22 protein-coding genes are annotated in these 25,109 nt (G+C 39.9%); 6 read left to right on the top strand and 16 right to left on the bottom strand.

Going from position 1 to position 25,109, the window contains the following annotated elements; genetic code table 11:
- The first annotated feature begins 1,253 nt into the window (after positions 1–1,253).
- Together BUA16_RS12685 and BUA16_RS12680 are read left to right on the top strand one after the other, a co-directional pair.
- Complete coding sequence (locus BUA16_RS12685) at positions 1,254–1,586, top strand: type II toxin-antitoxin system RelE/ParE family toxin (RefSeq protein ID WP_072765121.1); 333 nt, start codon at positions 1,254–1,256, stop codon at positions 1,584–1,586.
- A 10-nt stretch (positions 1,587–1,596) separates the two neighbouring features.
- Positions 1,597–1,929: a helix-turn-helix domain-containing protein gene (locus BUA16_RS12680; RefSeq protein WP_072765120.1), complete on the top strand. Its 333-nt coding sequence runs from the start codon at positions 1,597–1,599 to the stop codon at positions 1,927–1,929.
- 905 nt (positions 1,930–2,834) lie between these two features.
- Here BUA16_RS12680 and BUA16_RS12675 read toward each other — a convergent pair.
- Positions 2,835–3,242, bottom strand: a complete 408-nt coding sequence (locus BUA16_RS12675; RefSeq protein WP_178338880.1) for a response regulator — start codon at positions 3,240–3,242, stop codon at positions 2,835–2,837.
- Positions 3,243–3,679: 437 nt separating this feature from the next.
- On the opposite strand from BUA16_RS12675, the gene BUA16_RS12670 reads away from it, so the two are divergent.
- A complete protein-coding gene (locus BUA16_RS12670; RefSeq protein ID WP_072765118.1) occupies positions 3,680–7,222 on the top strand; it encodes a PAS domain S-box protein in 3,543 nt (1,180 codons plus the stop codon).
- Between the two features lie 57 nt (positions 7,223–7,279).
- Positions 7,280–7,693, top strand: coding sequence for a response regulator (locus tag BUA16_RS12665; RefSeq protein WP_317045397.1), 414 nt, complete (start codon positions 7,280–7,282; stop codon positions 7,691–7,693).
- Positions 7,694–7,981: 288 nt separating this feature from the next.
- Here the strand turns inward: BUA16_RS12665 and BUA16_RS12660 are convergent, their stop codons facing one another.
- The 5 genes from BUA16_RS12660 to BUA16_RS12640 all read right to left on the bottom strand — a co-directional run bounded on the left by BUA16_RS12660 (position 7,982) and on the right by BUA16_RS12640 (position 12,550).
- A complete protein-coding gene (locus BUA16_RS12660; RefSeq protein WP_072765130.1) occupies positions 7,982–9,298 on the bottom strand; it encodes an IS110 family RNA-guided transposase in 1,317 nt (438 codons plus the stop codon).
- A gap of 385 nt (positions 9,299–9,683) precedes the next feature.
- Complete coding sequence (locus tag BUA16_RS12655; protein ID WP_072765116.1) at positions 9,684–10,688, bottom strand: 2-hydroxyacid dehydrogenase; 1,005 nt, start codon at positions 10,686–10,688, stop codon at positions 9,684–9,686.
- Entirely contained in the window at positions 10,685–11,326 is a 642-nt protein-coding gene (locus tag BUA16_RS12650) for a hypothetical protein (RefSeq protein ID WP_072765115.1), read from the bottom strand. The genes BUA16_RS12655 and BUA16_RS12650 overlap by 4 nt, the downstream gene beginning before the upstream one ends.
- A 151-nt stretch (positions 11,327–11,477) precedes the next feature.
- The gene (locus tag BUA16_RS12645) at positions 11,478–11,912 is read right to left on the bottom strand and encodes a hypothetical protein (protein WP_072765114.1); all 435 of its coding nucleotides are present in this window, start codon (positions 11,910–11,912) and stop codon (positions 11,478–11,480) included.
- A gap of 224 nt (positions 11,913–12,136) precedes the next feature.
- A complete protein-coding gene (locus tag BUA16_RS12640; protein WP_072765113.1) occupies positions 12,137–12,550 on the bottom strand; it encodes a hypothetical protein in 414 nt (137 codons plus the stop codon).
- A gap of 772 nt (positions 12,551–13,322) precedes the next feature.
- On the opposite strand from BUA16_RS12640, the gene BUA16_RS18860 reads away from it, so the two are divergent.
- Positions 13,323–13,496 carry a hypothetical protein gene (locus BUA16_RS18860; protein WP_218616763.1) on the top strand — a complete coding sequence of 58 codons (174 nt, stop codon included), beginning with the start codon at positions 13,323–13,325 and terminating at the stop codon, positions 13,494–13,496.
- 570 nt (positions 13,497–14,066) lie between these two features.
- On the opposite strand, the gene BUA16_RS12630 is transcribed toward BUA16_RS18860, so the two are convergent.
- From BUA16_RS12630 to BUA16_RS12610, 5 genes are all read right to left on the bottom strand, one after another.
- The gene (locus BUA16_RS12630; RefSeq protein ID WP_072765111.1) at positions 14,067–14,915 is read right to left on the bottom strand and encodes an ATPase; all 849 of its coding nucleotides are present in this window, start codon (positions 14,913–14,915) and stop codon (positions 14,067–14,069) included.
- A gap of 130 nt (positions 14,916–15,045) precedes the next feature.
- Positions 15,046–15,225 (bottom strand): hypothetical protein, encoded by a 180-nt coding sequence (locus BUA16_RS12625; protein WP_143150508.1) that lies wholly within the window; start codon positions 15,223–15,225, stop codon positions 15,046–15,048.
- A gap of 218 nt (positions 15,226–15,443) precedes the next feature.
- Positions 15,444–15,848, bottom strand: a complete 405-nt coding sequence (locus BUA16_RS12620) for a hypothetical protein (protein WP_072765109.1) — start codon at positions 15,846–15,848, stop codon at positions 15,444–15,446.
- Positions 15,849–15,977: 129 nt separating this feature from the next.
- Positions 15,978–16,829: a universal stress protein gene (locus BUA16_RS12615; RefSeq protein WP_072765129.1), complete on the bottom strand. Its 852-nt coding sequence runs from the start codon at positions 16,827–16,829 to the stop codon at positions 15,978–15,980.
- An 852-nt stretch (positions 16,830–17,681) separates the two neighbouring features.
- Positions 17,682–18,521, bottom strand: a complete 840-nt coding sequence (locus BUA16_RS12610; RefSeq protein ID WP_072765108.1) for a universal stress protein — start codon at positions 18,519–18,521, stop codon at positions 17,682–17,684.
- Positions 18,522–18,874: 353 nt separating this feature from the next.
- Here BUA16_RS12610 and BUA16_RS12605 point away from each other — a divergent pair, with 353 nt between their 5' ends.
- Complete coding sequence (locus BUA16_RS12605; protein WP_072765107.1) at positions 18,875–19,129, top strand: hypothetical protein; 255 nt, start codon at positions 18,875–18,877, stop codon at positions 19,127–19,129.
- A gap of 70 nt (positions 19,130–19,199) precedes the next feature.
- Here BUA16_RS12605 and BUA16_RS12600 read toward each other — a convergent pair whose 3' ends face one another.
- The 5 genes from BUA16_RS12600 to BUA16_RS12580 all read right to left on the bottom strand — a co-directional run bounded on the left by BUA16_RS12600 (position 19,200) and on the right by BUA16_RS12580 (position 24,663).
- Entirely contained in the window at positions 19,200–20,051 is an 852-nt protein-coding gene (locus tag BUA16_RS12600) for a universal stress protein (RefSeq protein WP_072765106.1), read from the bottom strand.
- A 308-nt stretch (positions 20,052–20,359) separates the two neighbouring features.
- Positions 20,360–20,725, bottom strand: a complete 366-nt coding sequence (locus BUA16_RS12595) for a VOC family protein (RefSeq protein WP_072765105.1) — start codon at positions 20,723–20,725, stop codon at positions 20,360–20,362.
- Between the two features lie 161 nt (positions 20,726–20,886).
- A complete protein-coding gene (locus tag BUA16_RS12590) occupies positions 20,887–21,747 on the bottom strand; it encodes a universal stress protein (RefSeq protein WP_072765104.1) in 861 nt (286 codons plus the stop codon).
- Between the two features lie 343 nt (positions 21,748–22,090).
- Positions 22,091–23,143, bottom strand: a complete 1,053-nt coding sequence (locus BUA16_RS12585) for a response regulator (protein WP_072765103.1) — start codon at positions 23,141–23,143, stop codon at positions 22,091–22,093.
- The gene (locus BUA16_RS12580) at positions 23,140–24,663 is read right to left on the bottom strand and encodes a sensor histidine kinase (protein ID WP_072765102.1); all 1,524 of its coding nucleotides are present in this window, start codon (positions 24,661–24,663) and stop codon (positions 23,140–23,142) included. Before BUA16_RS12580 ends, BUA16_RS12585 begins: the two co-directional genes overlap by 4 nt.
- Positions 24,664–25,109: the final 446 nt, after the last annotated feature.

The raw sequence follows: 25,109 nt of genomic DNA, 5'->3' as shown, positions 1-25,109 counted from the left end.
TTTTTAATGTAGCAATGAATCAATGTGAAAATGTAACAATTGGTTAATGTACCAATTGGGATTGTGGTAACTGAGGAACAGATAGCTTTTTAATGATCTGGGTGGGATTGCAGACACATGGGGCTTTCTCCTTTTGGTAGTACGTTTTAATTAATTACTTCTGTATATAAAGGTTATTACTATCTAATTCCCCCGGGCCGTGTGCGCCTTGGGCGTAAAGGGGGCGTAAGGGGGATGTCGGTATTATTCAATAAGGTATTTGGTCTCTTGAAAACTATAGTGTTTCAATTAACTTTTTGCTAAAGGATTAGGGTCTGTATGGGAAAATAATAAAAATGGAGCTTTCTTTTTCTTAAGGACATTTCTTGACAGCATAAACTGTCCGCTTCCTTTTCATTTTAGCTCAAGTGGTTTTTATTTGTTTTTTAAAGGATTTCGTGAATCTAAAATTTAAGGAAGGTTTTAATTCCTTTGAAGCGATCTAGAAATTTTAGATTTCTTTGCTCGTCCGATGAAACCGACGAAGGAGGTTCATGAATACCTTAATATAAAATAATATGCAATGAATAAAACGAACAGGGCCGAGAACCGAAGGTACAGTGTACCTTTGGTTAGAGGAGCCGGCCGTAGCCATGGCCAACGCACCAGCTGGCCCCTCGCTACAAATGCAAATCGTTGCATTTTCCGTTCGGTCCTGATACATTTTTTCGACACCGAGGTCGAAAAACCGGTTTCAAAACTCCGCGTCGCCTCGTACCTCTCCACCGCACCAGCTGGCCCCTCACGACAAATGCAAATCGTTGCATTTTCTGTTCGGTCCTAACGAAAATTAAAATAGGCCGGAATCTTTTTGATTTTAACCAATTGAAGTGAAGTCTGCTAGGTATTGATGCTTAAAACTTCTTTCGTCAGGAAATGTTCAGTGTAATGTTCAGTGTAATGTTGAAAATAGAAGGTACTATAGAGAGGCTTTTAAACCGGTCCTAATCATCCCAACATCCCCCTAGCCCCCTTTACGCCCAAGGCGCACACGGCCCGGGGGAATCCACGCGATTAAACCTTTTAGTTCATATGTAAAACTTCATAACAGGATAACTTGATAACAAGATAACTCCATAATGTACTTCCCTGATTAGCGTTGACCGGTTTTAGATTTTAACTAGTCATCTTTAATACTGAGCAAAAACACAAAAGTTTCCATATAATTCAACTTTTTTATTTATATTTGTCTTCTATGAGGACACGTAAATCGAATGGAGAAAAAATTTGAAGTTGTATTTCTTGAGCAGGCCATTGATTTTATGTCCAAGCTCGACAAGAAGGCAAAAGCGAAAATTTACTATAATCTCGACAAGGCCACTTTTGGACTTGACCCGAAACTGTTCAAAAAACTAACCGACGACATTTGGGAATTCAGAACTAAATACGCAGGACTTCAATACCGACTTTTCGCATTCTGGGACAAGACCGGAAAAACCGAAACGCTTGTAATTTCCACACACGGAATGGTCAAAAAAACGGACAATGTTCCTAAATCTGAAATCGAGAAAGCAAAACAGATTCGGACAGAATATTTCGAACAATAAAAATAAAGTTATGGCAACAAACAATAAAAAGATGAAAATGATGACCCTTGAGCAAATGAAGGACAAGGACATTGGGAAAATCGGAACAGCGGACAGGGACAAGTACGAATTCGATTTGCAAATGGAGGTTCTCGGCGAAATGATAAAAGCAGTCCGAAAAGAACGGAAATTGACCCAAGAGCAACTAGGTGAATTAATTGGGGTTCAAAAGTCACAGATTTCAAAATTGGAACGGAGTGCAAAGAATGTGACTATCGAAACTATTTTGAAAGTTTTCAACGCACTAAAGGCAAACATAAAGTTCAGTGTACAAATGAACGATTCGGAATTCAAAGTAGCGTAGAAAGCACTAAAGATAACGCATCCACCGCTATCTCTTCCTTTCTAGCATATCCTAACGTATACAATTATATATTAACGCTCTTTTTCTTTCTTTTGGATATTTTTTTCCTCAACACATAGCGCAAAGGATTAAAGTCATTAGGATAGATTGAGCTTTTTAAAATGTTGCTTTCATCTTTTATAAGGACGGTTCTTGATAACTTGATAACAAGATAACTCCATAACTGAATACTGGTTACCGATTACTGACTATTTCTTTGGACGGCTTCCGCCAGCCACTGCGAAAGCCCACGCACCAGCTGGCCCCTCGCTGTAAATGCAAGTCGTTGCATTTTCTGTTCGGTCCTAACGAAAATTAAAATAGGCCGGAATCTTTTGATTTTAACCAATTGAAGTGAAGTCTGCTAGGTATTGATGCTTAAAACTTCTTTCGTCAGGAAATGTTCAGTGTAATGTTCAGTGTAATTTTGAAAATAGAAGGCACTATAGAGAGGCTTTTAAACAGGCCTTAATCATCCCTACATCCCCCTCAATCCCCCTTCTAAGGGGGAATCCGCGATATTCAACCTATTAGTTCATAGAATAGATCCTCTTTTTATCACTAGCAGTTCACACGCAAAACCTCATAACTCATTGTTAATTGGTTATTGTGAAATTGATAATTGAAATGGCCCCTCGATGTAAATGCAAATCGTTGCATTTCCATCTCGGCCCTCTCTTTTCTTGTTTCCAATTGTTAATTATTCACTGAATTCCGCGTTAGCAATTGCAGCGGCATCCTTTTTTAGGGGCATCGCCCTTAAAAAAGATACAGCGGAAAGAGCGACCCGCTAGGGGAACGCCCAACCTACAAATGTTCTTTTTATGATTCTCTTTTGAATAGATTTCTTACTAGGCGATTGCTTCCTAACACACCACCTCTAACCAATAATTCTTTACCTTATTGATCATATTGACAAAGTCTGTGACCTCTAAGGGTTTTGCCAAATAGCTATTGGCCCCTGGCGCTTGGGACTGCTGTGATTGGTCTTTAGTATCCGTCAATACTATAATAGGGACCATGGTAGCGGCTTTCTCCTTAATAGACGCTATTAGATCTACCTCGCCCACCTGGGTTAATTCTTCATTGATAAGGACCAAGTCCAGTGAATTGGAAAAAAGGGTTAAGCCCTGCTCCTTAAAAAAATCCATGGCCTCCTTTCCGCTTTGCGCTAAATGCACATTACATGGAATGCCCTTGTGATTAAAGGCTTCTTTGATCAGAATGGCATCTAAAATACTGTTCTCTACAACTAAAACATTTTTGTGGTTCATTGGGGGAATATTTAATAATTGTTTACATCTGGACTTTGGCATTTATACAATGCTACTACCATTGGCCAACTAAGCATTATTTAATAACGAATTAACAATTAGTTTAGGTAATTAACTAATTTAATCGATGTAATGCAGTAGCTTTTAATGGTCATTCTTTATTTCATTCTCTTGAAGCTCCTAAGCTAAAGATCACCAGCTTTTTAGCCTTACAAACCTTCCAAATCCTTTTGTATATTTTGTGCCCCTGACTTTCTAATGCTCCTTTTCTCTCCAATTTCTTCTTTTCTAGCACCTTCTTGTATCAGCTCTTACCATCTGCCCCTTAAATCTGAAAAAAACGAAGATTACTATGATTTAACGGGCCTTAATTTTAACTTTATACTTTTAAACCAACCTAGTGTTCGCACTGCTACCCCAAAAACCGAAACTAAACAATGCATACCCCCCAGGCAAAAAACAACTCCACCACCTCTATTGTAGACCTCCTTTCCCATCGGGCTTTTAAGGATTTACAACGCTTGGCATCCTTTATCTGCAATACCCCGCCGGATTTAATTACCGTGGTCGATAGTCACCTGCAACAATTTAGCGCCCCCCAATGGACGCCCACCCCCCTTCACACTTTAGAAAAATTACTGTGCGCCCATCTCCTTGAAAATCCGGCCGCACCATTGTTCATTGAAGACCTTAGCACGGACTATCGATATGCCTCCAAGACCACGGAGGCCCACCTATTAGACTATAAATTTTACACCTTATTACCCTTAGAGAGTACACAAAACCAATTATTAGGGGTATTGTGCATTCGCGATTACCATGCTAAAGTATTAGATGATAGTCAGCTAGCAGCGCTACACGCGCTTACAAACCAGACTACAAGGCTTTTGCAGCTTGAAAAAAAAGAGGAGCAGCCATTGCGGTTGTTAAAGTCCATCGTAACCAATACCAAAGATGCCGTAATCATTACCGAAGCGCTTTCTTCCAAGGATACTGGCCCTTGCATCACCTACGTGAACAGGGCGTTTACCCAATTGACCGGTTATCCCGCCAAGGAGATTTTGGGAAAATCGCCTCACTTCTTATACGGCCCTAAAACAGCCCCTACAGCCTTAAAAAACCTAGGAGATGCCATACAGCAATGGGATGCCTTTGAAACTACCCTTATCAACTATAAAAAAAACGGGGAAGAATTTTGGGGCAATGTATCTTTGAGTCCGATTGCCAATGAAAACGGCCGCTTTACCCACTGGATTACCATCTTGCGCGATGTGAGTGATCAGAAAAACCTGGAATTCCAGAAAACAATATTGACTACCATCAGTATGTTTTTTCAAAACAAAGGAAGCCTACGGTTTTGTTTAGAGGAGGTCCTTAGACATTTGGTGGAGATTACAAATTTTAACCTTGGTGAAATATGGCTGCCCAATTCGGCCAATTCCCAATTATCCATGGTGGCAAAATTTGCCGATGAGGATGCCGGAGCGTGTTTTTATGAAAACAGTGCCACTATCAATAGTTTTGACTACGGAATGGGACTACCGGGAACGGTATGGAAAAACCAAGCCCTGGAGGTATGGGATAAAATAGATACGAAAGTGGCCTTTATTAGAAGAACGGCCGCTGAAAAATCGGGTATCGATATGGTCATGGGCCTTCCGCTGCTACAAAACCACCAATGTATTGGGGTTTTGGTATTGGGATCGGTAAAGGTAGCCTACAACCAAAGGTTTTACGGGCAGTTGTTTAAAGCCTTGGAAACACATTTAGGGGCCGAAATACAGCGAAAACGCCTGGAAATAGAACTTGACCAGATCTTTAATTTTGCCCCGGATATTATTGCCGTAGTGGGTGATGACGGCTATTTTAAGAAAGTGAATCCGGCTGCGGCACGCCTGCTCGGGTATTCGGAAGTCGAGCTCTTTAGCCGGCCTTTTTGGGAGTTTATACACCCCGACGATCATTCCATTGCCATGAGGCAACTAGAAAGCCTACAACAAGGACGGCTGCTATCGAATTCAGAGAACCGATACATCACCAAAAACGGAAGCGTTAAATGGATTAGCTGGACAGCCACCCAAGCCCCAGAAGAAGGCCTTTTTTATTGTATTGGCAAGGATGTTACCGAAAACAAGGAACTGCAACAACGCTTGGACAAAGCCAATACCTTGGCCGGAATAGGTAGTTGGGAATGGGACCTAGTACATGACAAAATGTATTGGTCCAATATTACCAAGGAGATTTCGGAAGTAGCGTCAGACTACAGCCCCACTCCAACAGCCAGCCTACTATTTTTAAAAAGCAAGACCGCTAAGCGACAGCTATTGTCATTAATTTGGAATGCCATCCATAGAAGAAAAGCCTTTGATGAGGAAATCCTGATGCTTACGGCAAATGGCAAGGAACAGTGGGTACGCCTGATGGGGAAAGCGGAATTTGAAGAAGAAAAGTGCATCAGAATCAGTGGTAGCATTCAGCATATTCACAAACTTAAAACTGCCTTGGTAGCCCTGAATACTGCCTTTAAAGAAAAGGATGAAATATTAGAGAGTATTGGGGATGCTTTTATTTCTGTAGATAGGCAATGGACCGTTACCTATTGGAACAAAAAGGCCGAAGAACTGCTAGAAATGGATCGGAGCCATACCATAGGCAAGGATTTATGGACCTTATACCGGAACATTACCGAAGCCGAAATTTTCCCGAAATACCAACAAGCGATGGAAACAGGGCAATCGCTCAGCTTTCAGGAGCATTTTCCCAAGCTCGGCAAATGGTTTGAAGTAAGTGTGTACCCCTCCGAACAAGGTTTGTCTCTTTTTATAAAAGACGTTAGCCGTCGCAAGAAAATTGAAGCGGAATTAAGGCAGAGTAAGGAACGATTTGAAAAAGTTACCCAAGCCACCCAAGATGCCATCTGGGATTGGGATATTGTAAAGGACCGTACCTACCGTGGGTTTGGTTTTAAACGGCTCTTTGGTCACACCCTGCCAGAGAAGCAGGGAACCTTAGAATTTTGGAAATCGCTGGTACATCCCGATGATGTAGCACGGGTAATGGCAGGGCTGTCCCGCTGTATAGAAGACCATAGCAAACAATATTGGCAGGCAGAATACCGATTGTCAAAAGCCGACCAAAGCTATGCGGAGGTCCTAGATATGGGCATGATTATCCGTGATAAGAACGGACAGCCCACACGGGTCGTAGGTGCCATGGCCGACATTAGCTATCGCAAAACCTATGAGAGATCCTTGAAAACCCTTAATGAAAGCTTGGAGAAATACGCCAAGGACCTTGAAGTGTCCAATGCCGAATTAGAACAGTTTGCCTATATTGTCTCTCACGACCTACAGGAACCCCTGCGGATGGTGACCAGCTTTTTGTCGCAATTGGAAAAAAAATATAAGGACCAATTAGATGCCAAGGCTCATCAGTATATTTACTTTGCTGTAGATGGCGCCAAGCGCATGCGCCAAATTATTTTGGACCTGTTAGATTTTTCTAGGGTTGGAAGACATGAGGATGAAAAGGAGGCTGTTGACCTGAACGAACTTATCGAAGATTTTAAGGTTTTAAGACGAAAAATAATCGTAGAGAAATCGGCCCTAATCACTTATGACCCTTTGCCCATGGTGACAAATTTTAAGGCGCCCTTGATACAGGCCTTTCATAATTTACTGGACAACGCCTTAAAATATACAGATGCAGAGAAAGCGCCAAGGATTCATATTGCTGTGGAAGACCAGAATACTCATTGGCAATTTTCTGTTCAGGACAATGGTATAGGTATAGAGGGTAAGTTTTTTGAGAAGATTTTTGTAATCTTCCAAAGACTACACCACAAGGAGGAATATTCCGGAACTGGGATGGGACTAGCGATCGTAAAGAAAATTATAGAAAATCTTGGGGGAAAAATATGGTTGCATTCCGAAAGAGGAAAGGGGACTACTTTTTATTTTACCATAAAAAAGCACCAATAATATAAGTTGGTATTAAAAAATAACTTAAATTAATTTAGAAAATCACCTCTTATATACATGATGAATAGCGGACATATTTTACTGGTTGAAGACAATGAAGGAGACATCCTATTGACGAAAGAAGCGTTGGAGGAGGTGAAACCAATAAAAAAATTCAGTGTCGTTAAAAATGGTTTGGAGGCCCTGGATTTCGTTTTTCAAAGGGGAAAATACCGCAACACCCCCCTACCCGATTTGATTCTTTTGGACATTAACCTGCCTATAAAAAATGGGTATGAGGTACTCCAAGCGATTAAATCGGATGAGAAAACCATGCATATTCCTGTTATTATTCTTACGACCTCCTCTTCCCAGAGCGATATTGATTTATCGTACTACCATCAGGCCGATTGCTATCTTACCAAACCGGTAGAAATGGAATCTTTCAGTGTAGTGGTGAATGCTATTGAGTTGTTTTTAGATCCGGTGTAGGTTTTTAATGTAGCAATGGGTTAATGTACCAATTAATTAATGTAGCAATGAAATAATTTGTTAATGTAGCAATTAATTAATGTAACAATGTATTAATGGGGATTGAGGTAACTGAGAGGCCGATAGTTGTTTAATGTGGCAATTAGTTAATGTAACAATTGGGGTCGGATAATTTGAAAATTAGGGAATTTGAAAATGGCTTAATATTGCCAGAATCCTGTTCTCGATACTATTTTCCTTGCTGTGCTACGGAAAATCACTACCATTGACGTGCAATATAACAATCTATTACACAGCTGCTTGCGTTTTCACTGAAATTACCTCCAATCCTAGTTCTTGGGCCATTTTAGTTACTGCCTTTTGTTTATTCAAGAGCATTTTCTCTTGGTATTTTTGGATTCCGTTCTCTACATACTCCAGTCCTTTTACAAACAATTTCCAATACAGTTCGGCCAATTTCCTCGCCACCGCTTTTATGGCCACCAATCCTCCTTTTTTGGCACGTATCTTTCTACCGAAAGCGCCTAATGCAATGTGCTTACTGTTGAGGAGACCTGCCGCGGCCTGTTTGAATATCAATCCAGCCCTAGGGGCTCCCTTGGGTTTGTAATTGCGCTTCATTTTTCCCGAATTATGTTGTTTTGGGGCAAGTCCCAACCAAGAGGTGAAGTGTTTTTCTGATTTCCACTTCCCAAGATCAGTACCGACCTCCGAGAGCAACTGCATCCAGTTATAATCTGAGATACCGGGAAGAACGGTAGCGTCCTTTCCCTCAAAAATCCCTAGCAGGTGTTCACCCATATTTTCTATAGCCGGTCTATTGTGACGAATAGCCTTTCTTGCTTTTTTGGTACTTGGTCGTGGTGTACTGTCCGTGCTCATCTTCTTTAATCCCTCTTCTAGCTTTCTATCGCACATAGCGATCTGTTGCCCATAAAAATCATAACAGGCTAAGGCCTGATCTAGTTCAAACAAGGCTGCTTCCGAATAATGCCCTTTTAAGGATTTTACGACCCATTCTTTTTTTGTTTTAAGAATCCTTTGATCACATAGCAATGCCAATTTTTCAGCATTCCTTTCGCCGGATAGAATAGCACGGATAATTCGCATCCCACTTGCCCCGTGAATCTGGCTTATCACTTCCTTCAGTCGGATATTCATTAGTATCAACGCCTTTTGCATATGACTGATATGCATTGCACCGCTACGGATGTGGTCCTCACGCAGGCGCTGGTAGGCACGCAGTTCCTGTACCAAGATATCCGGTATGAAACATTTGTTGAGCAGCCCATAACTATGTAGTTGTTGAATCCATTGGCAATCCTTAACGTCGGTCTTTCTGCCGGGCACCTGTTTGGTACTCGCCCCGTCGACCAGCCACACATCCAAACCGTAGGACGCTAGGATATCGAATAAAATGACCCAGTAGACACCAGTAGCTTCCATGGCCACGGTCTCTATACCGTGAGCCACCAGATAGACTCCAAGAGCCTCTAAGTCTTCGGTAAAAGTATCGAAGCCTTTTACGGGCTGGCCTTCAATACATACGTACACTTTTTTTGCCCCAATGTCGATTCCCGCCGCATGGGCTCTGATCTTTTTCATAGCTATATGATCTTTAAACCAAATTGCCTTCAAAAAAAACAAGCTTGCAAGACTACCATACGGACATCAATTATAGAAACTGAGTACCAGATTCGCTTTCGATATTTTTGAAAATCATACTCGAACACAGGTAACAAACACTATTCTGACTACGATTATTTTGCAATTCGGTAGATTATAATCTAAGTTACGTCATTATTATCGCTTGAAAAATAAATTTTCTCGGGTCTCGAACTGACGTAATTTTTTCTTATGATGATCATGACTAAAAATGTATTTTTTCAATATTTACAAGAAGTCATATTGGCCGGTAGCCCCGCAACATGCGGGGAGGCACTGTTCACCGTTTACTGATTACTTTATTCATTGTTTATTGAAGAAATCATCACATAGCACTTTCAAAGCCCAATTCGTTGTCACTTTTAACTCCCAATTCCCAACAATCGATATTGTAAAAAGTAGTTTTTGCTATGTTTTCCAAGGCTTCGCCAGTAATAAAGGCCTGGTGTGGCGTCAGTAGTACATTGGGAAAAGAGAGTAGTTTTTTCAATTGCTGATCTTTAATGCCCCCCTTGGAATGATCTTTAAAGAACACTCCTTTTTCCTTTTCATAGACATCGGTAGCATAGCCGCCAATTTGTCCATTTTCCAGGGCATCGATCAAGGCTTTGGTATCTACTACTGCTCCCCTGGCCGTATTGATCAGTACCACCTTTTTTTTCATCATCGCCAACAAACGGGCGTTTATTAAATAATGGGTTTCGTAGACCAAGGGCACATGCAAGCTGATGATGTCCGATTGGGAGCAGAGTTCTTCCATGGACACATAATGCAGGTCATATTGGTTTGCCAAATAGGGATTGTGAATAGGATCATGAGCGAGAATGGAACAACCAAAACCATGCATGATTTTTGCCATCACCGCGCCTATATTTCCGGTACCTACAATGCCTACCTTTTTTTGATGAAGGTTAAATCCCATCAGCTTGTCCTGAAGAAAATTATACTGCTGTACCTGGGTATTTGCCAAGATTATTTTTCTATTGAGCGCCAAGAGCAGCCCTACCGCGTGTTCGGCAATGGCATGTGGGGCATAACCGGGGGCATTGGCAACCTTTAAGCCTAAGCGCTTGGCCGATTTCACATGAATGTTGTTATGCCCGGTTGACCTGGTAGCGATGTATTTCACCCCTAAATCCCTCAGCTTTTCCAATACCAATAAAGAAGCATCGTCCCCAGAAAATATAGCGATAGCCTCATGGCCCACTGCTTTGATTGCGGTATTGCTATCTAAAGCATCTTGGGTATAGGTGACGGTATGCCCTCCTTTATTTGCTTTTTCTAAATAGGGCAATTCAAACTTCTTTGAGCTATAGACCAGTACTTTCATTCCTTTTGTTTTTTTCTAAAAATTAAATCCTGTTCCTCCATGGTTTGCACCACCAGTTTGACGTAACTGTCTATTGTTTTTTTTAAATCTAAAGGCTCCGTAATTTCAATGACTCCCCGCCAAATCAATTCGCGTTCCTTATCTACACAAATACAGTAGAGGGAGGTTTCCGTATGGTATAGGGTAAGCTCCTCCCCTCTTTTACCGTTATAAAAAATATCTTGGTGTTGCATATAATCGTCTCGAAAGGTTCCATAAAAATCGTCCAATTCGGCCAGCTTCTCGCCAAACCGCTTCTTGTCTTCAGCACTGATGACCTTGGTAAACAAAATAGCATCGAAATCCTTGTCCAATAACTGTTGTTCTACTTGGGAGAGCTCATCTTCATTTCGTTGGCCGGCAGTAAAATCTACATCGAACAAATCTATACTCCGCATGGCTTCAATATCCCTTTTGGTAAATTCGCGCTGCATCTTTGTTTCATAGGCTATCCTTGCTTCTTCATCGTTGGTCATCCCAACAATAAGCACCTTATAGGCGGTAAATATAACGTGATCGGGATTTTTCCAATTACTCTCTAATTGAATATTGGCACAGCCCATAAGGGACAGCAAGCATAGTAGCAATATCTTTTTCATCTATAGATATATATTGTTTTTTAAGGGTTACAGGTATTTCGCATAACTGAATTCATATTTACGAGCAGTTTTCGGTGATGCTCATTTCATGCGTTCATTTTAGGCTAAGGAGGTCAATAAAGATTAAAACGGCCCGAGTATGAAGGGGGAATTAATTTAACAGCCGCTTTTGTTTTCCCTTTTTTAATATTTTGGAGACTAGTTTAAACAACCGCTCCTTCACGGGCCTATACTGCTGCATATATTCGTCTATGGCATGGATGAGTTCCCTATGGGTTTCTATATAGGCTTTTTCCATTTTAAACTGATCTACATCGTCTACCATTATTTCTAACTGGTTTTCATGGGCCTGTACCCTTTTCATAAGCCCTACAATCTCCTTTTCTTTATGTAAAAGCGCCGTAACGATCTCTTTGCTTTCTGCAAAAACATCTTTCTCGGTAAGTTGTACAGTATAAGAATTGACCAAATTGTTTAGAAACAATTGTTCGTCCCTGGCGAAATTCAATTCAGAAAACCATTGTAAGGAGGCCTCATGCATTTCCTCTGGACTTAACCATTCTAGATATGTATACTTTTTTTTCATATGTGTCTTATTTTTACTTTTTAAGGGTCATACTTCGGCTGCGCTCAGTACAAGCATGAAATTCGCATATCTCCATTCATATTTGCGACCAATTTCGGTCATGCGTATTTCATGATTCCTTGGGATATAAGTATTACTTGTTTATGGCATACAATGTAAGATAGCCTTAGGGGGAAAAAAATGATATATATCAGGTATATAAATATTTAGTACAGAGCTGTAAATTATGGATTTTTAAACACCTTTCCGGTATAGAGCAGTACCTCGTATTTTAAGAGTCGAAAGTCCTCTAAACACATGGTGATTTCGGCTTTTAAGCGATCGTGTTTTTGATAATACCGCAAGCCTATCTTATCGCAGGAGGTTGATATGATGTTGCCTATTTTATTTTCATACCTCGAAATTCCGCTTCTAACCCTTGTTTTATAAGAACTCGCCTTTTTTAATTGTTTTAGAAAGCCGTAAATTTTTTCGTAGTGTGTAGGTGTATTGCGCACAAATACGTTGGAGTGCAGTAATCGGTCCAAAAAAACAACCTCTTCCTCCATAGCCTGAAGCTTGGCTTTCCATTGTTGTAAATCCCAGTGCCAAGCCTCTAGTATTTCGTTGTAGTCGGAAGTAGTTGGACCGTTTTCCATGACGAGCTGTGCTTAAAGTTATACCTATAAAAATAAGACCTTGCATCATTATTTCCAATGGAAGGAGTCATAACTTTATCTTAAAATATTGATTTTCAGCATCTCAATTAATTTCTAGTAGCCGATTTTATTAAAAAAGCACCTCTATGTTTTGGTTTTGAAGCGGGGTTAATGGGTTAATTTGAAAATTTGGTAATGAGGGAATTTGAAAATTGGGTTTGTCTAAAATGAGGGGCTGGTAGCTTTTTAAGCTAGCTATTTCTTAATGTGGAAATGGAATAATTGTAACAATGTAATAAAGGAGGGTTGGGCTAAACTGAGGAGCTTAGTTTTTTAATTTGAGGATTTGAAGATTAGGGAATTTGAAAATTGGTTAATGGTATAATGTTGCAAGAAGCCTGTTCTCGATACTATTTTCCTTGCTGTGCTACGGAAAATCAATCGAACTGACGTGATTTTTTCTTATGATAATCGTATGTTAAAACCCGACTTCACAACAACATAACCTCTTAAATACAAGTTATTTATCAATTTATTTTTCCTCTCACTTCGCCGGCATCCCCTTCCAGAGACGTCACTCGGAGTAGGTTAAGCTTATAAATCAAACCCTGCTTTCTCTTGCCGGTACGAGCGTGACGCTCGCACTAGCGGTGAATTCCTTTTTTATTTAATTATTTGTTACATTGAACAATTACGGCATTTTTATAATCGTTAATTTTTCAAATCAACGGCCTTCCCGCTCCGCAAAGTCTCCCGACTTTGAGGGGCATTTATGTCTACAATTCTAATACTTAATAGGGTTCAATTCGCAACAATCATAGCCCCGGCAGGGCACCATATTAATAGATATGGGATTAATGGTGGAATTATTGGAATTGACCTGATCAACGGATTCCTTCGTAGAGACGCCCAAATTGGGCGTCTCTACGAAGGAACGTATGTCTGATTTTTTGGCATATCCCCTATCAATTCCATTCTCGGTTTCATTAATAATAATAATAATATGTTCATGATTTAGCATTCGCACAAACACATCCAATTCCACCATTGGAAAATGTTGGCTATTTAAAACCAATATTTTTCTGTCAATTTTCAAATTTCAGACAATTGCATTGTTGACACGACTAAATTTCTTGCGGTCTTATTGCTAATTGAATTAGTCCCTTTTAATACATAGAATGAGTCAGCGCTAATTAGGGACGTATAGCCTCATGACAAGACAACTCCTCAATTTTTTAATTGTTTATTGTTTACTGCTTATTGTAAATTGATATGGGCCCCTCGAGGTAAATGCAAGTCGTTGCATTTACTTCTCGGTCCTCTCTTTTCATTCATCCAACAGCTAATTGTTCATTGAAATAAAGTCTCCCGACTTTGAGGGGCATTCTTATCTACAATTCTAATACTGGCATAGATGCGCTTTTTACAAGCAGCAGGTCAAACATATAACTTCATAACAAGATAACTCCCTAACTTTTTAACTGTTAATTGCTAATTGTTTTTTGAAATCTTCCTTTTAGCATTTTCCACAGAGCAGCTGTACTTCTTTTAGGATTTTTTTCTTCCTTGCTACGGAAACCCCAAGATGGTCTAACAGAAACTTATCCTCCATTAGTTGTCGGCATAGCACCAAATCGCGACTGAGCAAAAATTGCTTTTCCCTATTCGAGAGCAGGGTCGATACGGTGATGGGGTACAGTCCAAGACGGTCTATCCTATCTTTTAAACCATCGCCCTTGGGATAATCCCAACTCAATAAATAGAGTCCGACACATTTTCCGTAGCTGATAGCATCTTCCGTAAATCGGGTGTTGGTCACCACCCAGCCGGTTTTTAAAGGCTTATGGGCTTCTTTTTTAGTTTTCCAATGTCCTTTGACATCTAGGAGGCGCGACTGGATATAAAGTGGAATTTTCACATTGCAATTCCGCCCTTCTTGCCCGTGAAACTTACATTCGATTAGGTTGAGTTCCCCGTTTTTTTCGGCAAGCACATCTATTTCATGGGTTACACACACCCCTTGCATAATAGACCCTATGGTCACCGTATAGCCCGAATATTTTAAGATATCGCCCACGAATCGTTCGAAAGGAAAACCGGTAGGTCCCAATTCGTATATTGCTTTTTTTAATTTATAACGAGAAGCGAAGACCGATTCTTTGCTCTTTAAAATGGCGAATGCCCTATTGTAAATTTCGGCCGTGGTAATGCCCTCGTACAACTCATCAAAAACGCGGTCTACTATCTGGTTGATCAAGGCTTCATCGGCACCACTGTTTTTTAAGGAATTATGTAAGTTCTCCAATGAAAAACTAGCTTTTTCCCCGGAAGCAGTAATCACTTTTATATTCGTTTCTTTCAGCATCTTTTTGAATTTATTTTTATATCCATTTCCTGGATTTTCAATAATTGAAGGCTTGCCGAAGCCAAGTGTACTTTACCCTTTGTTTGGATGATGGCCCTTTCTATGGTCACGAACAATTGATCCTGGATTTTCAGCTGAGCTTATAATCGTTTATATACCTAAGGTTCAAAGAAATCCAATTAGCTGTGAGTCGCACTGCAATGGTAGGATCCAAGGTCGCCTTATCGATATAGTAAGGCCCTACCATTTCTTCCCGTTTCAATTTTGCACCTTTCCTATAGTCGGCCAAAACTTCCTTGGGTTTTTCCATGCCAATAGTCTTGGCCAAGGGCAGGTCGGGTCCTTAGTCAAAAAGAATATTGAGCTCGTCCCAGATAAAGGGAAAATCTATTGCGTAATTTTTATCGCTCCCTTAAAGACAAAGGCATTCCCGATTTTCACGGTGCGCCCCGAACCATTATTACAGCCGGCCCACACCCCCTTTTCCATCATAGTGGTGTCCATAGTTAGCAGGCCCTGCATATACTGCTATTTTTTAAAAAAATCTTTTACCCATGCTTTTACTTGGTTTTCTGTCATACTATCTGCCTTGGCCACGGTTTTTATTTTTTTTCCCAGTGCCTTATGGTTTTCTAACACCTCCGCATTAAACTTTTCATTGGTATCTGCGGGTCCAAAAATAGCTACGGCATCGGCATCTTCTATGGCCTTGGCCAAGTTGCCGAAGTAGTTTTTTAATTGGTGTTTTTCGCGTTCCAAGTACTTACTGTCCTGCACCACATCTTGTGGCCCCCATCTGGTTTTAGACCGTGATCCGCCCGAGGGATGAAAGTCCTCTACCTCCGAAAACAGGGTAGTAAAGGTTTCCCCGTCTTGGGATAGGGTTACAATATGTGCTTTTTGTTTATCGATCCAGACTCCTACATTTTTCATATGTGTTTTATTTATTGTTTTTTATTAATGGCCCTACTTGGGCTGCGCCCAGTACAAGCATGTAATTCGCATGGCTGAATTCGTAATGGCGACAAGTTTTCAGTTATGCCCAATTCACACTTATATATATTAAGATTTATCATTTAAGACCAAGATTGGGACATGGGAGTCGTTTCCTATTTCCTTTACTAGGGGATTGGAAAATAACATCCCAAAAAACCGGTGTCTTTTATTGATAAAGGCAATCATATCGGACCCTCTACTTTCAATAAAGGAATAAATCCCTTCTTTTACCTTGGTCCCTGTTAGTACATGTTCACTGTATTCCGTTCCCGCTAAGATTGCCTCCAAAAGCTCCTTATTATTTTCTTGCGCGAAGGTCAGGTGCTCTTCTTCCTCTATATGGAGCACCCGAATAGGGGTTTTATACATTTGCGCCAGTTCTAGTAGATGTACCATTTCGCGGCGTTTGTAAACAGTTTTATAATCTGTGGGAAACACTATTTCTCTAGGGGGGCCAAATAAAAAGTCGTCCGGCACTGCCAAGACCGGGCATTCGGTAATTTTCTCCATCACTTGTACGGTATTGGTCCCAAAAACAACCGACTTAGAGGCTGTAGCCCCCTTGGTCCCCATGATTACCAATTCGATATCTTTCTTCCCTATGACCTCCCTGATTGCTTCTATAAGGGAATTGAAGGTGGATATCGTATGAAATTGATGTTTTGGGTTTACGACATGCAGGTCGACTATCGTCAATAGTTTTTTTAGGCCATCGGTAGATTTTTTCTTGGCGGACTCATAGGAGGGCTCCCCGGGTTCGGGCACCATCATTTTATTGTCCAAAGAAAAAACATCGGAATGGAAAGTGTTCAGAAAATAAAACTCACATTTTTTATTTTTATACAGATCCAAGGCATACCGGATGGCATTCAAGGCATTTTTAGAAAAATCTGTGGGTATTAAAATTCTCTTGTCCATGATTAGTTTTTTTATGGAACTAAAACTAACAACTATTGCCATAAAATACCATGACAATTATCAGTGCGGCAATGAGTTCATTTAAAAATTAGGGAAATTTAAAATTGGGATTGCGGTAACTGAGGCCATTTAATGTAGCAATTAGTTAATGTAACAATTGGGATTGTGGTAACTGAGGGGCTGATAGCCATTTAATGTAGCCATGTGAAAATGTAACAATGGGTTAATGTAACAATTGGAATTGTGGTAACTGAGAAGCTTATTGCTTTTTAATGAAACAATTAATTAATTGGGATTTTTTCATCGCTGGGATATTTAAAGTTCCAATATATATCCTTAATGGCGACGTATTATAGTTGGTTATAATTACGTTTTCCAAAACTAATGACGTATTACTGTCTTGCTCTTTCTCCTTTATTATTTAACTCAGCTAAAGTTAAATAATAACATAATTCATCTGGCAAACATAGGATGCCCTTTCAAAGATGGTCCTTGGCAACTAAGCGAGCTTATGACATTGCTAAAAGTTTTTTGATTTAAGGAGAAATCCGCGATATTCAACTTTAAATAGGATCGGTCAACTTTTTGACGAGCTGCAGGTTATCCGTATAACTTTATAACAGGATAACTCGATAACTATTTATTGTTCATAGAAAATGACTGCATCCAAGGTCAAAGCGCCAGCTGGCCCCTCACTCCAAATGCAAATCGTTGCATATGTCGCTCGGTCCTATTGTACATTATAAAGCGTTAGGGATTGCAGCGGCATCCTTTTTTTGGCGGTTGGGCCGGCAAAAAAAGATATAGCGGAAAGAGCGCCCCATAGGGGAACGCCCAAAACAAAAGGATCATTTATTCGTGTAGGACCAGAAAGGGAATATGGGTATGGTAACTGATTTCTTTTACCGTTGGCCTAAAGAGGATTCGTTGTAAAAAATTAAGATTTTTAGCCACCATAGCGATCATATTGATACCATGACTTTTTACATACTCCTGCAGGCTAGCTTCTATATTCTTTCCTTGAATTGCTTGAAAACTATGGGGTATTTCTTTTAAATAATCGTGTAAAATCTCCTTATTTTCCTTTTGTTGCTCGGACAAGGCTTCTCTTTTCCCAAAAACATAGACAATGCTGAGAGTGGCCTTGTTCATTTGAACCATTTTCGTTAAGGCATCTAGGACGTTTAAACTGTAGTTAATTCGGAAATCCGTAGCGAAGGCAATTTCTATAGGTTTTATATAGCGGGCATTTTTTGGCACTATCAACAAGGGGCATTTTATTTTTGTCATGACATCTCCGGTATTACTCCCCAAGGTGAACTTTCTTAAGCCGCTCCCGCCCTTGGTGCCCATAATGATTAGGTCTATTTTTTTGTCCACAATTTCCTTCCTAATAGATTCTACTAAAAAAGCATATACCACGTTGGTTACAAAACTGTGGTTAGCGTTGGGAGGCAGTCTCTTGATACGTTGTAGTACCAGCTGCATTTGCGACATACTTTCTTTGATAGCGATATCTTCCATGAGTCCGGCTGTCGTAAACACCTCTTCATCATCTTCCATAATTTCCATAACCGAATCTATATGAAGGATATGAAATACACATTTGGTATTTTTAAACAATTCCATTCCATATTCCATGGCCTGCCATGCATTCTCAGAAAAATCTGTGGGTATCAATAGCTGTTTCACATCAGTATATTTTACGGATTATTTGTTGTTTATAGTACGAGGAATATGCTTCTGTAAACCGAGAAAATACCAAATCCATTTTACTTTTCTATCCCCCTCCTTCTTTTAAAACTACACTTTCTTAGTAGGTGATAGGGCCGATTTACATGTACGCCCCTTCACTGTGTTTGGTTGTCTTTTTTTATAGGCTGTTTTACTCAATGCCACTATATGACACCAAAAAGTAGGCAATGTTGTTCTTAAAAATTTTATACCCATAAAGATACTCTAGATACTGACTCTCTTAAATGATTGTGGTCATTTCAACTTTCTTTTTAAGGTGATAATTTTACCGTACACCTAAAAAAAACGCCATGTGGGCTGTTGCCAAAATACAGCATCTTAAAACCGATGCTGATAGACTTAAGATTATCCGAAACCTCAATAGAATACTCGACATAAGAGTTGTCGATGTTGATGTGTTGGAAGGGAAATTATTTTTCCGTTATAAGAACAGCTTTGCTTTTGAACAGGCCAAACGAGAACTATATAGAATAGGATATCCCATGATTACTTACACACGTTCGGGGGAACCGAACGAATCTACAGACCAATCTTATTGGACCTAATAAAGTAGCGCCTTTACTTTGGTGCATTACCTTTTGTATCTTTTCAATGACCAGTTTGCCGCCTTGCCCTTTACCCCATCTTAGCAGTATCCCTCAGGACCAAAAAGGGCACTTTGGTATAGAGACCGATGGCATCTACATTTTGTTTTACCAGCAATTTTTCTAAAAACGTATGCGACCGATTCATCATCACCAAAAGGTCTAACTGATATAGGTCTATATATTCTTGAACGGCATTGGGCATGTTATGGCCTTCCATTTCTTTAAACTGTGGCTTTACCGCTGCCAAATCTGCTTGCAGATACTCTTTGTTTTTTTGTTGAACAGAGGTTAAGCTTTTGGCTTCCAAGACATGCATGACAATAAGGGTTGCTTTATGCAGTAGGCTCAGGTCTATAATATATTGCAATTCGTCTTTCTTGTAATGGGTTAAATAATCCGTGGGGAATAAGATAGCGCCGATGTTTTCAAATTCATAGTAGGCCGGTACCAACAGCACCGGAATCTTGGCCTTGCGAATGACCTGTACACTATTGGTGCCTAGAAATATTTCTTTGACCCCCGAAGCGCCTTGGGTCCCCATGACAATAAGATCGACGCCTTCGCTCTGGCACAGCTCCATAATTTCATCGGTCAAGGTGTTAAAGGCCGAGACCGTTTTAAACCGATGATTGGGATTGGGGTATTGTCTTTTTATGTCCTTTAAGATTTTCTCTAATCTGGCCACCGAATCAGCTACGCCCGAATCCGGGATAGCGGTAAAATCTGGCCCTCCTATGAGATAATCGATTCTATAAAAAGCAGGTGTATAAACATGTAAAATATAAAAGGTGCACTTTTCATTTTTAAAAAACTGCAAGGCATAGGAAATGGCATTCCATGCATTTTCTGAAAAATCGGTGGGCAAGACTATTTTTTTCATAGGTAGCTATATTGTTTTTTACGATCGTAAGTAATTCACATAACTGAACTCGTCTGTACGTCCAATTCTTGGTCATGTTATTTACAAGCTACACCCCAATAAGAAGGTTGCTTCTCCCTGTATCCCTAAAGGTATAGCCCTTCTAAGCCCAGGACTTCCAAATCCCACAAAAACACCATGGATGGATTGTAGCGCCTACGGCCCTACTCTACACCAAGTATAAAATCAAAATAATGGATCCGTACATGGTTCGTTTCCAGGAGCCATACAGTTCATTATAAATGATTATTGTTGTATTTCACCCACCGCTACTTATTGGAGTGCAGACCGATTTTATTCCCCTCTGTATCTATAAAATGAGTAAAAAATCCAAATTCCCCGATTGCTGTTTTAGGAAGGAGCAGCTTCCCTCCTGCTTCTTCGATACGTCCTGCTTCAATAGCCACATCTTCACAAGAAAAATAAATAAGGGTACCCTTAGCGCTAGGTTTGTTGTCCTTTGATTGCACCAAAGAGCCTGCTGAGCCTATTTTATTGGGTTCCCCAAACATATACATTTTACTATCGGGCATTTCGATAAATTGAAATTCTAAATTAAAAACCTTGGCATAAAATTCCTTAGCTCTCTCCAGATCGGTTGTGGCGATCTCAAACCATTGTACTGGGTTATTCATTTTTATATCATTTTATAGGTTTCCAAATGATGTTTTAGGACGCACAAATCTTGGCGGGAATGCCTTTCTGATCGGAAAACGACCTAAAATCCATTTAAAAATACTTTTATAAAGAAGTGGAAACAATGATTTATATCAGGCCAAGAAGCTAGGGTAAGCTCTTAGCCATGAATTACTAAAAGGGGCACAGTAGTGTAATAGCTATTGTTTTCAGTCTTTGCTTTAAAGAATAATTGTTGGAGAAAATTCACATTTTTTCCGACCATCAAAATCATTTCTGCCTTTTTGCAATCGACAAAATCTTGAATAGCCGTTGTAATTTTTACATGGGTGAAATCGTGAAAACTATGAGTCTCGGTAAAAGATTCCTCCAAATAATCGCGCAAATAGGTTTTGTTACTCGATTGGTATTCTGTAAAATTACCGTTGAGTTTAGACGCATTCATAATGCGAAGGGTAGATTGGCTAATGGTCAAGATTTCGGCCATGGTTTTTAAGAACTGAAAGGAATAAAAAGTGGTAAAATCTGTTGGAAAAACAATTTCCTTAGGAATCTTAAAAGTCACTTTTTCTGGAATCACCATGGTATTACAGCGCACTTTGGTCAACACATCCCTGGTATTGCTTCCGATAATGGTCGATAGGGATTGTTTAACATTAATCCCCTTAGCTCCCATGACAATAAGGTCTATTTTTAAGTTGTCTATCCTGCCCCTTATGGCATCTACTAGGTTGCCATTATCTTGAATGCTTCGGAAATGGTGCTCTGTATGTAATTGGTTCTGTCGTAATTGCTTTAACAATAGCCCCATCTTTACCGTGGCACTAGAAAAGTCCTTTAAAGCTACCCCTTGTCCTTGCCTATATGTATCCAAAGAAAATTCCCCCGATAAAGGGGACTGCTCATCCTTTACATGCAATAAAAAAAAATTACAAGGCGTATGGGTATACAATACCACAATATACTGGATGGCATTCCAAGAATTTTCCGAAAAGTCTGTTGGTATTAATATGTTCTTCATTAAAAACTGCTTCACGGTCAAATGTAGAACTATGGGTATTTCAAAAACATGATAAAAATCACTTTTCAAAAAAGTTTCTCCTCCCTTAGAAAAGAAGCGCAGTAGAAAAATCTATTTATAGGTCAATTCTGACATCTATATACTTAATTCTAACTATTTTATATGTGGGGAATTTATAAAAAATAAGCTGCAATAATTAAGGTACCCTTTTAGAGTACTCCGACTGGAACGGGTGCTAATTTTTTTATAAAGGGAAAAAGACAGCTTTTCCTTGTTTTCGGTCAAGGATCAATACCCTCTTCTCAAGGCTTCGAAAAAGAGGGCATTGATATAAAATAGCTCCTTAATTTACGTATTGAAGGGCTTTTAACTCTACAATTCTAATATTTCTACCTTCTATGGCGATCAACCCTTCTTTCTTAAATCCTGAAAGGGTTCTGATAAGGCTTTCGGTAGCAATCCCGGCTACACTGGCCAAATCTGTCCTTGAGATCTTTATGGGTTCTTCGGTATCCTTGCCTAATATTTCTGCAAACTGCAGCAGGGTCTGTGCCGTTTTTTTACGCACCGAACTGTAGGCCATATGTAGTAATTGTCCCTTAATTTCCGTAAGGTTATCCGAAAACAACTCCATCAATTCCATAGAAAGCGTATGGTTTTCTTCTAGAATAGATTTTAGGGTGTCCTTGGTGGTCCATGCCAGCTGTACCGCTTCTATGACCGTGGCCGATTCTTGATAAGGAATATTGTCCAAAAATGAGGTAAACCCTAAAAAATCTTCCTTTTTATACAGAGAAGTAATCAATTCCTTCCCATCTTCATCCATTTTATGGCATTTCACAAGACCATTTAGAATCAAATAAATTCTATTGGAAGGTTCGCCCTCATTAAAAATCATTTCGCCTTTCTTGTAGCTTGTCGTTTGCCCCTTTTCGCTAAAAAAAAGCTTTAATTGGGCAAGGTTGTTCAGCCTATCCCCGGTATGGGATGTTTCCGAGGCAGCTTGGTTCCCCAATCTTGATAAAAGAATCGATTTTGCCAAACGGCTCTCTACCGCACTGATAAGGTCTTCTTCCTCAAAAGGTTTTGTCAGATAGTCGTCGGCCCCCATATCCATTCCCTTTCTTATTTCCTTGTGTTCGGTTTTTGCCGATAAAAAAATAAAAGGAATATTTTTGGTGGCCTCCTTTTCCGAAATAGCTTGTAAAACACCGTATCCATTTACTTCGGGCATCATAATATCGCATACAATAAGATCGGGCAGTAGTTCCATGGCAGTTTCTATACCAATTTTTCCATTGGAAGCCGTGGTTACCTCATATCCCGAGAGCTCTAATAGCTCGGCGGTGTTTTCTCTTAAAGCGAGATCATCTTCTATTAAAAGTATTTTCTTCATTTGCTAATTTTTTCTTCAACATTTACGGGGATACGAACCGTAAAAGTAGATCCTTTATTTTCCTCACTAAAAAAATATAAAGAAGCCCCTAAATTCTCTAGATGCTGCTTTGCTATATTCAGTCCAATCCCAGTACCTTGGTTGACCAAGGCATTTTCGGCCCTAAAATAACGATTAAAAATATATTTCTGTTCCTTGGCCGGAATCCCAATACCGGCATCGATGATCTGAAGCACTATTCCCTCTTTTTCTTGGGTAACTTCCATGGTAATGATAGAATTTTCGGGGGAATATTTAATGGCGTTATGTACTAGATTGGACAATACCAATTCCAAGGTTTTCTCATCAAAATTAAGAATGATATTATCTATATTCTCCGGATATACTATTTTTTGCCCTGGTTTCAACAGCATATTGGCATCGTAGACTACTTCATTGACCAATTTGCTCAGGGGGAACATTTCTATTTTATAGTTTACTTTCCCGGATTCTAGGCGTTCTACGGACAAGAAATCACTAAGAATAGTATCTAACTGTCTTACCTTGTTTTTTATAGTATTTACGTGCTTATCTCGCTTCTGTTGCTGTTCTGTTTGGGTATATTTAGACAATAGGGTAACAGAGGTAAGAATACTGCTCAATGGTGTTTTAAATTCATGGGAAACCAAGGACAAGAACCTTGTTTTTAACTCATTAAGTTCCTTTTCCTTGGCCAAGGCAATGGTGAGCTGTTCTGTTCTCTTCTCTACTGTTTTTTCTAATCGTTCGGTATAATTCTTGCTTTCGGTAACATCTAGAACCATGGCCACAAAGGCCTCCCTATCGCCCATATTGGACAATTGTAAGTGTACCTCAACAGGGTACAAACTGCCATCTTTGCGCAGGTGGGAAGTCTCGAACTTAATTTTTAATTCTTCCCGTTTTAATAAGGGATTTAAAAGTTTTCCGAATTCTTCTTCATTGAGCTCTGGTTTTATATTTAAAGGCGTCAAGGCTTTAAATTCCTCCAAGGTGTAGCCCATGTTTTTCTGTGCCCCTTTGTTGACATTGATAAACTTATAGGATTCCACATCAAAAATATAGATCTCACTTAAGGAGTCTTCAAAGATTTTTGCCCAATGGCTTAATTCTGTCTCCTTTCGTTTTCGTTCCGTAATATCAATCACTAGCGCCATCACATAGGTTTCCCCATAGATCTCAAAAGGATTAAGTCCAGCTTCTACCGGAAACTCCTCCCCGTTTTTACGGATCCCATACAGGTCGCGACCATGCCCCATTTGCCTTTTGGCACTTTTATCCATGAAATGGTTAAAATGTCCCCCATGGGCGTGGCGATATTTCATGGGTATTAAAAGGTTCAAGGGTTGGCCAAGTAAACTATCCTTTTCATATCCAAACATCTCTTCGGCCGAAGAATTCGTGGCTACAATGACCTGAGATTGGTTAACCACAATGATACCCTCAGAAATTCCTTCGGAAAGTAAATTAAAAATATTACTGTTTTTTAGAAAACTTTTCATAATTCAAAGTTAATTTTTTTACTATCATATGACTACAATAATATTGTCTTTATAAACTGCGATTTAGTGTTTTGTTTTTTCATTGGATTTTTTCTTTTTAAGGACAGTTCTTGATAGCTTCAGCATTCTCCACCGCGCCGGCTGGCCCCTCGGCGTAAATGCAAGTCGTTGCATTTCCTTCTCGGTCCTATTCATTTTTTCCATTGATGAAATGCGGAGCATTCATGAATTCCTTTAAAAAACAATAGACAAGCCATGAATAAAAAACGAACTAGGGCCGATAGACAAAGGTACTGTGTACCTTTGGAATGAGGAGCCAGCTGTAGCGATGGCCAGGTTGCTAATTAGCCCCTTCATTGGACAATTCTACGCACTTTGCACGGCCGCACCGCCCAGGCCGCTTTCACAAGGGTGAAATGCTCTTTGGACGGCTTCCGGCAGCCGCT

The organism is Arenibacter nanhaiticus (genome assembly GCF_900141935.1).
In the GTDB taxonomy this organism is placed as follows: Bacteria; Bacteroidota; Bacteroidia; order Flavobacteriales; family Flavobacteriaceae; genus Arenibacter; species Arenibacter nanhaiticus.
The sequence above is the reverse complement of the archived record's forward strand: the minus strand, read 5'-3'. Positions and strand labels throughout refer to the sequence as shown.

Excerpts from the sequence above, each read along its gene's own strand:
- BUA16_RS12590 (WP_072765104.1), bottom strand. The coding sequence starts at position 21,747 with ATGAAGAACATATTAATACCAACAGACTTTTCGGAAAATTCTTGGAAT.
- BUA16_RS12615 (WP_072765129.1), bottom strand. The coding sequence starts at position 16,829 with ATGGACAAGAGAATTTTAATACCCACAGATTTTTCTAAAAATGCCTTG.
- BUA16_RS12675 (WP_178338880.1), bottom strand. The coding sequence starts at position 3,242 with ATGAACCACAAAAATGTTTTAGTTGTAGAGAACAGTATTTTAGATGCC.
- BUA16_RS12685 (WP_072765121.1), top strand. The coding sequence starts at position 1,254 with ATGGAGAAAAAATTTGAAGTTGTATTTCTTGAGCAGGCCATTGATTTT.
- BUA16_RS12580 (WP_072765102.1), bottom strand. The coding sequence starts at position 24,663 with ATGAAAAGTTTTCTAAAAAACAGTAATATTTTTAATTTACTTTCCGAA.
- BUA16_RS12655 (WP_072765116.1), bottom strand. The coding sequence starts at position 10,688 with ATGAAAGTACTGGTCTATAGCTCAAAGAAGTTTGAATTGCCCTATTTA.
- BUA16_RS12595 (WP_072765105.1), bottom strand. The coding sequence starts at position 20,725 with ATGAATAACCCAGTACAATGGTTTGAGATCGCCACAACCGATCTGGAG.
- BUA16_RS18860 (WP_218616763.1), top strand. The coding sequence starts at position 13,323 with ATGTCTACAATTCTAATACTTAATAGGGTTCAATTCGCAACAATCATA.
- BUA16_RS12640 (WP_072765113.1), bottom strand. The coding sequence starts at position 12,550 with ATGGAAAACGGTCCAACTACTTCCGACTACAACGAAATACTAGAGGCT.
- BUA16_RS12665 (WP_317045397.1), top strand. The coding sequence starts at position 7,280 with ATGATGAATAGCGGACATATTTTACTGGTTGAAGACAATGAAGGAGAC.
- BUA16_RS12585 (WP_072765103.1), bottom strand. The coding sequence starts at position 23,143 with ATGAAGAAAATACTTTTAATAGAAGATGATCTCGCTTTAAGAGAAAAC.
- BUA16_RS12630 (WP_072765111.1), bottom strand. The coding sequence starts at position 14,915 with ATGCTGAAAGAAACGAATATAAAAGTGATTACTGCTTCCGGGGAAAAA.
- BUA16_RS12645 (WP_072765114.1), bottom strand. The coding sequence starts at position 11,912 with ATGAAAAAAAAGTATACATATCTAGAATGGTTAAGTCCAGAGGAAATG.
- BUA16_RS12625 (WP_143150508.1), bottom strand. The coding sequence starts at position 15,225 with ATGGAAAAACCCAAGGAAGTTTTGGCCGACTATAGGAAAGGTGCAAAA.
- BUA16_RS12600 (WP_072765106.1), bottom strand. The coding sequence starts at position 20,051 with ATGAAAAAAATAGTCTTGCCCACCGATTTTTCAGAAAATGCATGGAAT.
- BUA16_RS12670 (WP_072765118.1), top strand. The coding sequence starts at position 3,680 with ATGCATACCCCCCAGGCAAAAAACAACTCCACCACCTCTATTGTAGAC.
- BUA16_RS12650 (WP_072765115.1), bottom strand. The coding sequence starts at position 11,326 with ATGAAAAAGATATTGCTACTATGCTTGCTGTCCCTTATGGGCTGTGCC.
- BUA16_RS12680 (WP_072765120.1), top strand. The coding sequence starts at position 1,597 with ATGGCAACAAACAATAAAAAGATGAAAATGATGACCCTTGAGCAAATG.
- BUA16_RS12605 (WP_072765107.1), top strand. The coding sequence starts at position 18,875 with ATGTGGGCTGTTGCCAAAATACAGCATCTTAAAACCGATGCTGATAGA.
- BUA16_RS12620 (WP_072765109.1), bottom strand. The coding sequence starts at position 15,848 with ATGAAAAATGTAGGAGTCTGGATCGATAAACAAAAAGCACATATTGTA.
- BUA16_RS12660 (WP_072765130.1), bottom strand. The coding sequence starts at position 9,298 with ATGAAAAAGATCAGAGCCCATGCGGCGGGAATCGACATTGGGGCAAAA.